The organism is Microbacterium saperdae (assembly GCF_006716345.1).
In the GTDB taxonomy this organism is placed as follows: Bacteria; Actinomycetota; Actinomycetes; order Actinomycetales; family Microbacteriaceae; genus Microbacterium; species Microbacterium saperdae.
Genome location: NZ_VFOX01000001.1, coordinates 518,046 through 529,769 on the forward strand (window position 1 = coordinate 518,046; position 11,724 = coordinate 529,769).

The following is an 11,724-nucleotide window of genomic DNA, read 5'->3' on the forward strand; positions in this document are numbered from 1 at the left end:
AACTTTCCGGTCATAACGGGATACTGACGATAATCTTACATCCATGGATGATTCTGTCGACCGCGCGATCGTCGCGGAGATCGCGCGTGACGGACGCGCCACGCTCTCCCAGCTCTCGGATGCCGTCGGCCTCTCGGTATCGGCCGTGCAGTCCCGACTCCGCCGACTCGAGACCCGCGGAGTGATCACGGGCTACCGTGCGATCCTCGACCCCGAGCTCGTGGGCACCCCGCTCTCGGCCTTCATCGAGATCACCCCGCTCGACCCCGCGCAGCCGGACAACGCCCCCGAGCTGCTGGAGCACCTCGACGCGATCGAGGCCTGCCACTCCATCGCGGGTGATGCCAGCTACATGCTCTTCGTCCGTGTGGCCTCGCCGCGAGCCCTGGAGGAGCTGGTCCGCGACATCCGCACCGCGGCATCCGTCAGCACCCGCACGACCGTCGTTCTGCAGACCTACTACGAGCACCGGCCCATCCTCCCGCTCGGCGCCGAGCACGCGACAGAGGACTGACGAGCCCTCATCGTCATCCGGCGCCATTGTCATCCGGCGCGCGCTCGGCCATGATGGCTCTCGCCCCGCTGAACACAGGAGACCTCATGTCCTTCCAGGCTTACCTCGACAACATCGAGACCAAGACCGGCCTCACGCCGCGCCAGTTCATCGAACTCGCGAAGGAGAAGGGGTTCGACGAGACGACCAAGGCCACGCCGATCGTCGCGTGGCTGAAGGAGGACTATCAGCTCGGCCAGGGGCACGCGATGGCACTGGTGCATGTCATCACCAAGGGACCGAAGATCGGCGACAAGCACGTCGGCAAGCCCGGTGCGCACGGTGACAAGAGCGACACGCTCTGGCTCGACGGCAAGGATTCGAACCCCGACGCCTGAGGCCCCTCGCCAGGACCGCATGAGAATCCCCGACCCCTTCGAGGGTCGTCATCGGCGCGCCCAGTAGGATTCCGAGCGTGGCAGCATCGTCGAAGCGCAAGAGTTCTGCGCGCACCAAGAGCACCCCGCGTACCCCGAGTCGCACCAGCGGCAACCCGGCTCGACGCCCCATCGTCGAGGCCGGACCGGTCACGGTCGGGGACTGGATCGGCGCTGCGCGGCTGCGCACGCTCCCGCTCGCCGCGGCCCCGGTCATCATCGGCTCCGGCGCCGCGCGCAGCACCGGCCCCGAGTTCCACTGGGTGATCGCCCTCGCCTGCCTCGCGGTCGCTGTGCTGCTGCAGGTCGGCGTGAACTTCACGAACGACTACAGCGACGGCATCCGCGGCACCGACGCCGTGCGTGTGGGGCCGGCGCGGCTGACCGCTTCGGGACGCGTGCGGCCACGCACCGTGCTGATCATCGGGCTGAGCTTCTTCGCCCTCGCCGCTCTCGTCGGCCTCGCGATCGTGGTGCGCACCGAGCAGTGGTGGATGCTGGCCGTCGGCGCTGCGTGCATCGTCGCCGCGTGGTTCTACACGGGAGGCAAGCGACCGTACGGCTACGCGGGCCTCGGCGAGGTCTTCGTCTTCGTCTTCTTCGGCCTCGTCGCCACACTCGGCACGACGTGGGTGCAGGTGTTCCAGCTGCCGCAGCAGGCCTGGCTCGGGGCGATCGCCGCCGGCCTGTTCGCCTGCGCCGTGCTGTTGGCGAACAACCTGCGCGACATCGATCAGGACCGCGAGGTCGGCAAGCGCACGCTGACCGTCCTGGTCGGCCGCCGCGCGACCCAGGTCCTGTTCACGCTGTTCATCCTGCTGCCGTTCGGAATCGCGGTGTTCCTCGCCCTGGTGTTCCCGATCGCCTGGATCTCGCTCCTGGCGCTGCTGGCCGGACTGCCCGCGGTCCTGATCGTCTGGACCTACCGCCAGCCGCGCGAGCTCGTGATCGCCCTCGCGCTCACGTCGCTGACTTCCCTGCTCTACGCCGGCGCGCTGTTCTGGGCGTTCGCCGGCTGAGCGGTCCCTGACTCACCCGCGTCAGTCGCGGGCGGTGGTGCCATCCTCGACAGCGGCGTCTTCCGCAGCGGCATCTTCGACAGCGGCGTCTTCCGCATCGGCGTCGACCTGACGGCCGGAGGTGCGTCCCTCGCGGCGCTCGTGCAGCTCGGCGGATGCCTTCGAGAGCGGCGTGCGCAGGAACAGCATCGAGATGCTCGTGCCGATGAGCGCGGCGAAGATCGCGGCGAGCCACCAGAACTCCCGGAAGATCGGGAAGAAGAACCACATGATCGCGAGGGGGACGAGGAACGCCAGCAGCCGCAGCACGGTGTAGACGAGGAGGGGTGCAGGCTTCACTCCACCAGTCTAAACGTGCCGCTGCAGCTCAGCTTTCGAGCCCGATCCGCGCGAACGGGATGCCGCGCACCACGCGCTTGCGCGGATGCTCGCCGAGCGACCACAGCATCCTCGCCTCGGGGTCGAGCGCCAGATCCTCGCAGCCGACGGGCAGCCGGTACGGGTGCGGTGCGAGGGCTCCGGCCGTTCCGGACCACAGCGTGCCGGGCCGCATGCCGTCGGACTGCGACACGAGGATGCGGTCGCCCCAGCGCACGGCGCCCTGCATGTGGCCGATACCCGGCACGAACCGGCCTTCCTCCTGGAAGCGGCCGTCTTCGCCCTCGGGAAGGGCGAACTCGCCGATGCGGCCGCGGTCGTCGGCGCGGAACTCGCCGATCAGCACCCGCGCCAGGGAGGTGCCGTCGTCGTCGTACAGCCGGCCGAGGAAGGAGCACCGCAGGGCGACAGGATGCACGTGGGTCCGCACGGCGACGAGCGATCGCGCACCCGGGCGACGCCCGGAGATGCCGCGGACGCGTCGCGCGACGGCGCCGCGCACCTCACGGATCTCACTGAGGTCGAACTCCCAGATGCCCTGCCCTGTCGCCGCGACGAACAGTCGATCGCCGAACCAGGCGATCCCGCCGGTGTGGATGCGGGCGGGCTGCAGTTCGCCGTCCTCCTCGATCGCGAGGGCGATGTCGATGTGACGGGAGCGCTGCAGATCGATCAGCACGACGCGGGACGCGAGGTGACTGCCGGTCCGATCCTGCCGGAACCAGCTCACCGCGAGCGTGCGCCGCCCCCGCCAGGATCCGACATCCACCCCCTGCGGGTACCACCGGGTGGTCCAGGCTCGTGCGGTGAACCAACGGAACTCGTCCGTCTCGCGGATGCGTCGGCGCATCGGGCGTCCGTGCGAGTGCCGAGACCAGAACATCTGTCCATCGTCGCCGATCGGCGCAGGTCCTGTAGGCAGGACACCCCGCGTTCACCCCGTCGTCGGCATCCGGCAATGCGCAGCTGAGAGCATGCGGACACCGTCCACCCCCGGGAGCCCCGTGCGCAGACCGCTCGTCACCGTCATCCTGCCCGCGAAGGACGCCGGCGCGTACATCGCTACGACGCTGGAGACCCTGTTGCGGCAGTTCGACGACCCCTCGGCGCTCCAGCTCGTCGCGATCGATGACGGCTCCCGCGACGGGACCGGCGATCTGATGCGCCGCTACGCCGCCCGCTTCCCGAATGCGGAGGTGATCGTGAATCCCTCACCGCGCGGACTCGCGAGCGCGCGCAACCAGGGGCTCGCCCTCGTCGAGGCGGAGACGTTCTGCTTCGTGGACGGCGACGACTGGATGCAGCCGGGCCGTCTGTCCGTGCTGTCGTCGCGCGTGCACGAGCTGGGCGCCGACTTCCTCCGCACCGATCATGTGACGGTGCGCGAAGGTGTGCGCACCCTCGTGCGGGCCCCGCATCCGTGGCGCGAGCAGCTCGTGCCGCCGCGCGAGGGGATCCTCCCCGACTCCGCGTCGACGATGGTCGACTACCCCTTCGCGTGGGCGGGCATCTTCCATCGGCGGATGATCGACCAGGGTCTGGCCGCCTTCCCTCCGGGACTCTTCACGGCTGAGGATCGACCCTGGATCTGGCGATTGCACCTGCAGGCCGCGTCGTTCGCCGTGGTCGACGCGCCGGCCCTGCTCTATCGCCGCGGAGTCTCGACCTCGCTCACCCAGGTGCGTGATCGGCGGCAGCTGGACTTCGCGCGGGCCATGTCGGAGGTCGTCGACCTCGTCGAGATCGATCCGGAGGCGGAACGGTTCCTCCCCAAGGCGGTGTGGACGGCGCTCGCGCTCAGCTCTCATCACCTGGTGAGGTCGCGCCGGATGCCGCGCGCGCTGCGTATCGAGATGCGTGCAGCCATCCGGGGTCTGCTCGAAAGGCTGCCGCACGCGGAGGTGGTCGCGGCGGTGGCCCGGCTCGAGGGATCGCGTCGCCGCGTGCTCGCCTCCAGCCTGCGACGGTCGGGGCACGTGCGATGACCCAGATGTTCGCGCTGCACAGCGCCTATGGACTCGCGACCGCCGCCGCGGCGATCGACGAGGGCCTCCTCGGCGATGCCGCAGACCGCGTACTCGTGCCGTTCGTGTCGGCGCAGGTGCCCGAGACCGTCGTCGGCATCGGTGCGGATCCGTTGCTGGAGTCGCTGCGCGGACGATTCGACCGCGTCGAAGACCTCGGGGCGCTGCTCGGCGCGCGGCATCCGAGCGACTGGCAGCCGACCGACGCGGACCTGCCCCTGTGGGAGAAGCTGTTCACGCGCGCGTGGGGACTGGACCCCGACGACCTGGAGCTGTTCGTGCAGAGTCCGCAGGTCGCCCCCGCGCGCACACTGTTGTCGATCTTCCCGCGGGCGCGGCTGTCGATCATCGGCGACGGGCTGATGACCTATTCGCCGATGCGGGTCGCGCTCGGCCGTTCCATCGCCGCGCGGATCGGACAGGTCGTGTACGCCGACGTGGTGCCCGGGGTGCGACCACTGGTCGGAACGCCGACCGCGACCCCCATCCCGGTACCGCCGGCGCGCTTCCGACAGGTGCTGAGCGAGACCGACTCCGGCGAACCGGTGCTCGACGTCGCGGGCGCGGCGCTGGACGATGCCGTCCCCACGGTGCTCGTGCTGGGCCAGTATCTGTCGGCCCTCGGGCTGCTGACCACCCGCGAGGAGACGGCCCTGCACCGGGATCTGATCGATCGTGCGAGCAGCTGGTCGCCGCAGCGGGTGGTGTTCAAGCCGCACCCCGCCGCGCCGCCTCTGCAGACCGACGCCGTCAGGGAACGGGCGCTCTCGCGGGGCCTCGAGTTCGCCGAGTATCGCGGCGCGCTGCCGGCCGAGGTGCTCGCCGAGAGGATCGATGCGGTCGCGGTGGTGGCGGGGTTCTCGACGGCGTTGCCCACGGTGCGGGCGACGCTCGGCATCCCGGTCGGGTCGGCAGGGACCGTAAGGCTCCTCGCCGGTCTGGAGCCGTTCGAGAACAGCAACCGTGTGCCCCTGGTCCTGGTCGATGCGCTCACCCGCGAGGACTCTCCGCATGGAGATCCCGCACGCCTGCAGCTGCTGATCGATGCGGTCGGTCACGCGATGCAACCGGAGATCGCGGGACACCTGCGACCCCGCGCCGAACTGCTGCTGCGCACGCTGGACGCGTCGGAGCGCGACCGCTACTTCGCCCCCGAGCGGCTGTCGCTGCTGCGTCTGCCGGGGGCGCCCGCGGAAGGCCCGGTGCGAAGGATGCTGCGCTCCGCCGGGGGAGCGGGGCGGGTGGAGCAGTGGCGCCTGACGGTGCGCGGGGCGCGCAACCGGGCAGGACGAGTGTGGCGAGTGATGCGAGGACGATGATGACCGAGAACGCCGAGCACGTGACGGACGAGGCGCCGACGAAGGCTGCCGCGCCTCTGCGCACGGTGGCGATCATCCCGGCCCGCGGCGGCTCGAAGGGAGTGCCGCGCAAGAACCTGCAGCGCGTGGGCGGCGTGGCACTCGTCGCGCGCGCCGTCAGAGCTGCGGTGGCGGCCGGAGTCGAGCGGGTGGTCGTGTCGACCGACGACGATGAGATCGCGGCCGTCGCGGCATCCGCGGGGGCACGCGTGATCCGCCGTCCGGCCGAGCTCTCGGGTGACACGGCGTCGTCCGAGAGCGCGATCCTGCACGCGCTCGACGAGCTGGAGAGCGGCGGCGAGGCCTACGAGGTCGTGGCCTTCCTCCAGGCGACGTCTCCGTTCATCCCGAGCGACGCGCTCGCCGCCGCCGTCGCTGATGTCGCGGCGGATCGCGCCGACAGCGTGTTCTCGGCGCATGAGACCTATGGATTCCTGTGGCGACGGAATGCCGCCAGCGCGGCGGTCGCGGTCAACCACGAAGCCGCGCATCGTCCCCGGCGCCAGGATCGCGAGCCCCATCACCTCGAGACCGGCGCGTTCTACGTGTTCCGGGCGGCGGGTTTCCGGGAGAGCCGGCATCGCTTCTTCGGCCGGATCCGCATCGCCGAGGTGCCGGAGTGGACGGCGATCGAGATCGATGACGAGCAGCAGCTCGGGATCGCCAGGGCGCTCGCGGTGCGGCATGACGGGGTCGAGCCGATCGCCGCGCACGCGGTCGTGACCGACTTCGACGGTGTGCACACCGACGACACGGCGCTGGTCGATGCGGACGGGCGCGAACGCGTGCGGGTGAGCCGAGAGGACGGGATGGGCGTCGCGCTCCTGCGCCGGGCCGGGCTACCGATGCTCATCCTCTCCACGGAGGTGAACCCGGTCGTGCGGTCGCGCGCCGAGAAGCTGCGGGTGCCGGTGCTGCACGGCATCGACGACAAGGAGTCCGCGCTGCGGGGATGGGCGGAGGAGGTCGGCGTCGCGTTGACCGATATCGCCTACCTCGGAAACGACGTCAACGACCTGCCGGCGATGCGGATCGTGGGATGGCCGGTGGCCGTCGCCGACGCGCATCCGCTCGTGCTCGAGGAGGCGCGTGTGGTGCTCACCCGACGGGGAGGGCACGGGGCTGTGCGGGAGCTGATCGAACGGGTGTTGTCGAGCTGACCGGTGCCGGTAACTCCCCGGACTCCCGGCGTTCACCCCCGAGGCGTAGCCAGGAGGGGCGGGGATCTCAGACCGCTCGACGACCGGAGGAATCATGACTGTCAGCATCGGATCGCGCGTCATCGGAGGCGGTCATCCCGCCTACGTCATCGCCGAGATCGGCCTGAATCACAACGGTGATGTCGACATCGCCAAGCGTCTGATCGACGTGGCGGCGCGCGCCGGAGCCGATGCGGTGAAGTTCCAGAAGCGCACCCCGGAGATCTCCACCCCGGAGCACATGCGCGACGTGCCCCGCGAGACCCCGTGGGGCACCATGAGCTACCTGGACTACCGCCGCCGGGTGGAGTTCGGGCGCGAGGAGTACGTCGCGATCGGCGACCACGCGACGCTGCAGGGCCTCGACTGGTTCGCCTCGCCGTGGGATGTCCCGAGCGTCGAGTTCCTGGAAAACCTGAACGTCGTGGCGCACAAGGTCGCCTCCGCCAGCCTCACCGACACCGAGCTGCTGCAGGCACTGCGGGCCACGGGAAAGCCCGTGATCCTCTCCACCGGCATGTCGACGATCGCCCAGATCGACCGCGCGCTCGACACGCTCGGCACCGACCGGGTCGTGCTCATGCACGCCACCTCCACGTATCCGCTGGAGCCGGAGGAGGCCAACCTCCGCGCGATCGCCACGCTGCGCGACCGCTACCCCGGCATCCCGGTCGGCTACTCGGGCCATGAGCGCGGACTGCAGATCTCGCTGGCCGCCGTGGCGATCGGCGCGGTCGCGGTCGAGCGTCACATCACGCTCGACCGCACGATGTGGGGTTCTGATCATGCGGCCTCGCTCGAGCCGACGGGCCTCGAGCACCTCGTGCGCGACATCCGCGTGATCGAGATGGCTCTGGGCGACGGCGTCAAGCGCGTCTTCGACAGCGAGCGCGCTCCCATGGCGAAGCTGCGTCGCGTCACCGCATGAACGGAGACCGCAGGAACCGCGACGGTCTGCGGGTCGTCGCGATCGCCGACGCCGACTCGTTCGTGAAGTGGTCGGCCTCGCTGCTCGGCGCGGTGCCGGGTATCCGTCCGCACCTGCTGCTGGTGCGCACCCCGTTGACGGCGAGTGTCGCGCAGCAGCGCACGGCGCTCGCCGGCACCGGGATGGCGGCCGAGGCGGTCACGCGGGTGCGCTTCGCCGAAGTGCAGGCCTGGTTGGAAGGGCAGCGCCCTGACGTCGTGCTGCTCGCCGGACGGGGGCCGTTCGTGCGACTGCTGGGCCGTGTGATCGATACGCTCACACACCGCCCCGTCACGGTCTCGGGGCTGCCGGGCATGGCCGTTCCCGCACAGCGGGGTGCCCTGGATTATCGACGGCACACCGACCTGCTCATCCTGCACTCCCACCGTGAGGAGCGTGCTTTCGCGGAGCTCGGACGACGGATCGGCGTCTCGCTTCCGACAGCGCTCGCGACGCTGCCCTTCGCCCGACGGCGACAGCGGATGCTGAAGCCGGAGCAGGTTCGCGTGGATGCCGTGGTACGGAGCCAGGGCGGGGTCGTGGTGGCCGAGCGTCCGCCGACACCCGTCGCGGTGCGGCCCCGGGCCACCGACATCGTGTTCGCGGCACAGGCCCTCGTCCCGGTCGAGCGCGAGGAACGTGCGGAGATCGCGGCCATGCTGGTGCGCGCCGCCGAAGCGGACCTCGGGCGACGCGTGGTCGTGAAACTGCGCTCACGACCAGGCGAGGCCGAGGCGCATCTCGAGCGCACGCTGTACGCGGACCTGCTGCCGGAGCGGCTCCCGGACAATCTCGTCTTCTCCTACGAGTCGATGGCGTCTGCGCTCGACAGCGCGGCCGGGCTCGTGACGGTGAGCTCCACGGCGGCGATCGAAGCGACGGCGCTCGGCATCCCGGTGATCGCGCTCGACTCGTTCGGGGTGAGCAAGAGCCTGCTCAACACGGTGTTCATCGGGAGCGGGCTCCTGGGTGGGCGGAGCGAGGTGGTCGCGGGGCGGTTCCGTCATCCGCATCCGGACTGGCTGCGCGACAACTACTTCCATCCCGCGTCCGACTCGACATGGTGGGAGCGGGTCGAGCAGCTGGTCGCTCTGCGGCGGGCCGGGGCGCTGCCTCCGAAGCGCGTGCCGGCAGCGCGGGGTGGCGCGATGCATGACGCCTGGCATCGCGCGAGCGTGCTCGGCGCCGAGGATCGCACCGTGAGGGGAGCGGCCGCGCTCGCGGTCGGCGTACCGATCACGGGTGCGCTCGCCGCGATGCACCGGAGACGTCAGCCGGCGGACGGCGGAACCTGGTCCGATCCCTCCACCGACTACACACTCGAGCCGAACCCGTTCCAGGACTCGCTCCGGCGGTAGGTGACGGTCGGGCTAACGGTCGAGCAGGGTGCCGATCTGTCGCCGCACGTCCAGTTCGAGCTCGTCGACGCTGAGGCCGACGTTGATGCTCGCACTCATCGTCAGGAACATGATGGCCGAGACGATCCGGGCGAGCGACGCGGCGTCGTCCTCGGTGACTGCAGGGCCGCGGCGGAGGATGGCGGCAGTCGCTTCCTCCGTCGCCGCGACGATCTGCAGCGCCGCGGCGTGCTGCGCGTCCGATGCATCCCCGAACACCATCTCGCGCAGGTAGACGCGCCCGTTGTCGATCTGCACGCGGTTGCATTCGATGATCGGGCGCAGCAACGCCATGAGCGCATCGAGGGTGTCGGAGATGCGTGCGGCCATCGCGATGCCGGACTCGAGCGCGTCGGCGTAGTGGGCGTTCTGCACGAGGAGCAGCAGCTCGCCCTTGGTCTTGGCGTAGAGGAACAGCGTGCCGGTGCCGACATCCGCGCGCTCGGCGATCTGCTGCGTCGTGACCTCGTCGATGCCGTGTTCCGCGAAGAGCTCGGCGGCGGCCGCCGTGATCCGTTCGAGCTTCTGCTGCTTGTTCCGCTCGCGGCGCGTGACGGAGGCGTCGGTCGACATGGCACCTCCGCGGGAATAGAAAATGAGTACAGTCAGTTATGAGTGGAGTCGCTAACGTGCGCGCTCAGTATCCATTGTCGCAAAGAAGAGAGATCAGTCCATGCCTTCACTCACCGGAGCCGTCGTCCTCATCACCGGAGCGAACGGAGGCATCGGCACGCAGTTCGTCGCCGAAGCGCTCGCGCGGGGTGCTGCCAAGGTCTACGCCACGGCTCGCACGCCGCGGACCTGGGACGACGAGCGTGTGGTCCCGCTCGTGCTCGACGTCACCGACCCCGCATCGATCACGGCCGCCGTGGAGGCCGCGCCCGACGTGACCGTGCTGATCAACAACGCGGGAGCATCCGTGCCCACGTTCGGCATCCTGACCCATTCGGATGACGACATCCGCCGCAACGTCGAGACCAACTTCCTCGGACCGCTGTTCCTCGCACGCGCCTATGCGCCTCTCCTCGCCGGACGCCCCGGTGCCACGATCATCGACATCCACTCCGCGCTCTCGTGGTTCGCGGTCGCCGGGATCTACAGCGCCACCAAGGCAGCACTCTGGTCGGTGACCAACTCGCTGCGTCTCGAGCTTGCTCCGGCCGGCGTGCATGTCGTCGGGGTGCACGTCGGATACGTCGACACCGCGATGGCCGCGCATGTCGAGGACCCGAAGACCGATCCCGCCGAGCTGGTGCGCGCCGTCCTGGATGCCACAGAGCGCGGCGAGTACGAGGTGCTCGCCGATGAGACCTCGGTGCAGGTCAAGGCGGGTCTCAGTGCGCCGCTGGAGGCCCTCTACCCGCAGCTCCGGGGCGCGACGGTCTGACCCGCGACCGGCTGATCAGGAGAAGCAGGAAGACATGCGCGCATTCGTCGTCGAGAAGTACCGCCAACCGCTCGTCCTCAGAGACGTCCCCGAACCCGTCGTCGGCGATCGGGATGTCCTGGTGCGAGTCGAGGCAGCGGGCCTCAACCAACTGGACGAGAAGATCCGCAGCGGCGAGTTCGCGCAGATCCTGCCCTATGAGCTGCCGGTGATCCTGGGCAACGACGTGGCCGGGACGGTGATCCGGGTCGGTCGGCTGGTGCGGCGGTTCCAAGTCGGCGATCGTGTCTTCGCACGGCCACACGACTCGCGCATCGGAACGTTCGCCGAGCGGATCGCGATCACGGAGGCCGACCTCGCCCTCGTGCCGGCACGCCTCTCGATGGTCGAGGCGGGCTCATTGCCCCTGGTCGCGCTCACCGCGTGGCAGGCGCTGGTGGAGCGGGGCAAAGTGGGACCGGGCCAGAAGGTGCTCATCCACGCGGGTGCAGGGGGAGTCGGAGCGATCGCGATCCAGCTCGCCGCGCACCTGGGCGCGACGGTCGCCACCACGGCGAGTGCCGCGAACGCCGATTTCGTGCGGTCACTCGGTGCCGACACCGTGATCGACTACCGAGCCCAGGACTTCGCGGAGGAGCTCTCGGGGTACGACCTCGTGCTCGACAGCCTCGGCGGCGACAACCTCGAGAGGTCGCTGCGTGCGCTGAAGCCGGGCGGCAGAGCGATCGGCATCTCCGGTCCACCCGATCCTGCTTTCGCCGCGGAGCGCGGGATGAACCCGCTCCTGCGCCTGGCGATCACAGCCCTCAGCCGGAAGATCCGGCGTCAGGCGAAGAAGCTCGGCGTGAGCTACGAGTTCCTGTTCATGCACGCGGACGGTGCGCAGCTCGGCGAGATCGCCGCGCTCGTCGACGCCGGAGTGCTGAGACCGGTGGTCACGAAGACCTCTCCGTTCGCACAGGTACCTGAGGCGCTCGCCGCGCTCGCCGGAGGAGGAGGCCGCGGCAAGTCCGTGATCACCTTCGCGGAGTGAGGTCCACCGTGCCCCGCCGCGTCGGAGTCATC

The 11,724-nt window shown here is 69.9% G+C and carries 13 protein-coding genes and 1 pseudogene; 11 read left to right on the forward strand and 3 right to left on the reverse strand.

Going from position 1 to position 11,724, the window contains the following annotated elements:
- Nucleotides 1-43: 43 nt before the first annotated feature.
- The 3 genes from FB560_RS02310 to FB560_RS02320 all read left to right on the forward strand — a co-directional run bounded on the left by FB560_RS02310 (nucleotide 44) and on the right by FB560_RS02320 (nucleotide 1,949).
- Nucleotides 44-514, forward strand: coding sequence for an Lrp/AsnC family transcriptional regulator (locus FB560_RS02310; protein ID WP_141870884.1), 471 nt, complete (start codon nucleotides 44-46; stop codon nucleotides 512-514).
- 86 nt (nucleotides 515-600) lie between these two features.
- Nucleotides 601-891 carry a DUF4287 domain-containing protein gene (locus FB560_RS02315; RefSeq protein WP_141870885.1) on the forward strand — a complete coding sequence of 97 codons (291 nt, stop codon included), beginning with the start codon at nucleotides 601-603 and terminating at the stop codon, nucleotides 889-891.
- Nucleotides 892-968: 77 nt separating this feature from the next.
- Nucleotides 969-1,949: a 1,4-dihydroxy-2-naphthoate polyprenyltransferase gene (locus FB560_RS02320; RefSeq protein WP_141870886.1), complete on the forward strand. Its 981-nt coding sequence runs from the start codon at nucleotides 969-971 to the stop codon at nucleotides 1,947-1,949.
- 21 nt (nucleotides 1,950-1,970) lie between these two features.
- Here FB560_RS02320 and FB560_RS02325 read toward each other — a convergent pair whose 3' ends face one another.
- Nucleotides 1,971-2,288 carry a DUF4229 domain-containing protein gene (locus FB560_RS02325; RefSeq protein ID WP_141870887.1) on the reverse strand — a complete coding sequence of 106 codons (318 nt, stop codon included), beginning with the start codon at nucleotides 2,286-2,288 and terminating at the stop codon, nucleotides 1,971-1,973.
- Nucleotides 2,289-2,316: 28 nt separating this feature from the next.
- Nucleotides 2,317-3,177 (reverse strand): hypothetical protein, encoded by an 861-nt coding sequence (locus tag FB560_RS02330; RefSeq protein ID WP_141870888.1) that lies wholly within the window; start codon nucleotides 3,175-3,177, stop codon nucleotides 2,317-2,319.
- A gap of 154 nt (nucleotides 3,178-3,331) precedes the next feature.
- On the opposite strand from FB560_RS02330, the gene FB560_RS02335 reads away from it, so the two are divergent.
- The 6 genes and pseudogenes from FB560_RS02335 (at nucleotide 3,332) to FB560_RS02355 (ending at nucleotide 9,233) form a co-directional block, all read left to right on the forward strand.
- Nucleotides 3,332-4,312, forward strand: coding sequence for a glycosyltransferase family 2 protein (locus FB560_RS02335; protein WP_188895260.1), 981 nt, complete (start codon nucleotides 3,332-3,334; stop codon nucleotides 4,310-4,312).
- On the forward strand, nucleotides 4,309-5,670 hold the full coding sequence (locus FB560_RS02340) for a polysialyltransferase family glycosyltransferase (RefSeq protein ID WP_141870890.1): 1,362 nt from the start codon (nucleotides 4,309-4,311) through the stop codon (nucleotides 5,668-5,670). The genes FB560_RS02335 and FB560_RS02340 overlap by 4 nt, the downstream gene beginning before the upstream one ends.
- Nucleotides 5,670-6,179 (forward strand): annotated as a pseudogene (locus FB560_RS21120) (acylneuraminate cytidylyltransferase family protein); the annotation flags it as partial. The gene FB560_RS02340 and the pseudogene FB560_RS21120, both read left to right, overlap by 1 nt.
- Before the next feature lie 375 nt (nucleotides 6,180-6,554).
- The gene (locus tag FB560_RS21125) at nucleotides 6,555-6,869 is read left to right on the forward strand and encodes a KdsC family phosphatase (RefSeq protein ID WP_407662557.1); all 315 of its coding nucleotides are present in this window, start codon (nucleotides 6,555-6,557) and stop codon (nucleotides 6,867-6,869) included.
- Between the two features lie 94 nt (nucleotides 6,870-6,963).
- The gene (locus FB560_RS02350) at nucleotides 6,964-7,836 is read left to right on the forward strand and encodes an N-acetylneuraminate synthase family protein (RefSeq protein WP_141870892.1); all 873 of its coding nucleotides are present in this window, start codon (nucleotides 6,964-6,966) and stop codon (nucleotides 7,834-7,836) included.
- A complete protein-coding gene (locus FB560_RS02355; protein WP_141870893.1) occupies nucleotides 7,833-9,233 on the forward strand; it encodes a DUF6716 putative glycosyltransferase in 1,401 nt (466 codons plus the stop codon). The genes FB560_RS02350 and FB560_RS02355 overlap by 4 nt, the downstream gene beginning before the upstream one ends.
- Before the next feature lie 12 nt (nucleotides 9,234-9,245).
- Here the strand turns inward: FB560_RS02355 and FB560_RS02360 are convergent, their stop codons facing one another.
- A complete protein-coding gene (locus FB560_RS02360; RefSeq protein WP_141870894.1) occupies nucleotides 9,246-9,845 on the reverse strand; it encodes a TetR/AcrR family transcriptional regulator in 600 nt (199 codons plus the stop codon).
- 100 nt (nucleotides 9,846-9,945) lie between these two features.
- Between FB560_RS02360 and FB560_RS02365 the strand changes: the two genes are divergently transcribed.
- Both FB560_RS02365 and FB560_RS02370 read left to right on the forward strand, forming a co-directional pair.
- Nucleotides 9,946-10,659 (forward strand): SDR family oxidoreductase, encoded by a 714-nt coding sequence (locus tag FB560_RS02365; RefSeq protein WP_141870895.1) that lies wholly within the window; start codon nucleotides 9,946-9,948, stop codon nucleotides 10,657-10,659.
- A gap of 34 nt (nucleotides 10,660-10,693) precedes the next feature.
- Nucleotides 10,694-11,692, forward strand: coding sequence for an NADP-dependent oxidoreductase (locus FB560_RS02370; RefSeq protein ID WP_141870896.1), 999 nt, complete (start codon nucleotides 10,694-10,696; stop codon nucleotides 11,690-11,692).
- The last annotated feature ends 32 nt before the right edge of the window (nucleotides 11,693-11,724 follow it).

Bases quoted from the DNA above. Each gene is read 5' to 3' on its own strand.
- FB560_RS02310 (WP_141870884.1), top strand. From the start codon at position 44: ATGGATGATTCTGTCGACCGCGCGATCGTCGCGGAGATCGCGCGTGAC.
- FB560_RS02315 (WP_141870885.1), top strand. From the start codon at position 601: ATGTCCTTCCAGGCTTACCTCGACAACATCGAGACCAAGACCGGCCTC.
- FB560_RS02330 (WP_141870888.1), bottom strand. From the start codon at position 3,177: ATGCGCCGACGCATCCGCGAGACGGACGAGTTCCGTTGGTTCACCGCA.
- FB560_RS02340 (WP_141870890.1), top strand. From the start codon at position 4,309: ATGACCCAGATGTTCGCGCTGCACAGCGCCTATGGACTCGCGACCGCC.
- FB560_RS21125 (WP_407662557.1), top strand. From the start codon at position 6,555: ATGCTCATCCTCTCCACGGAGGTGAACCCGGTCGTGCGGTCGCGCGCC.
- FB560_RS02350 (WP_141870892.1), top strand. From the start codon at position 6,964: ATGACTGTCAGCATCGGATCGCGCGTCATCGGAGGCGGTCATCCCGCC.
- FB560_RS02355 (WP_141870893.1), top strand. From the start codon at position 7,833: ATGAACGGAGACCGCAGGAACCGCGACGGTCTGCGGGTCGTCGCGATC.
- FB560_RS02360 (WP_141870894.1), bottom strand. From the start codon at position 9,845: ATGTCGACCGACGCCTCCGTCACGCGCCGCGAGCGGAACAAGCAGCAG.
- FB560_RS02365 (WP_141870895.1), top strand. From the start codon at position 9,946: ATGCCTTCACTCACCGGAGCCGTCGTCCTCATCACCGGAGCGAACGGA.
- FB560_RS02370 (WP_141870896.1), top strand. From the start codon at position 10,694: ATGCGCGCATTCGTCGTCGAGAAGTACCGCCAACCGCTCGTCCTCAGA.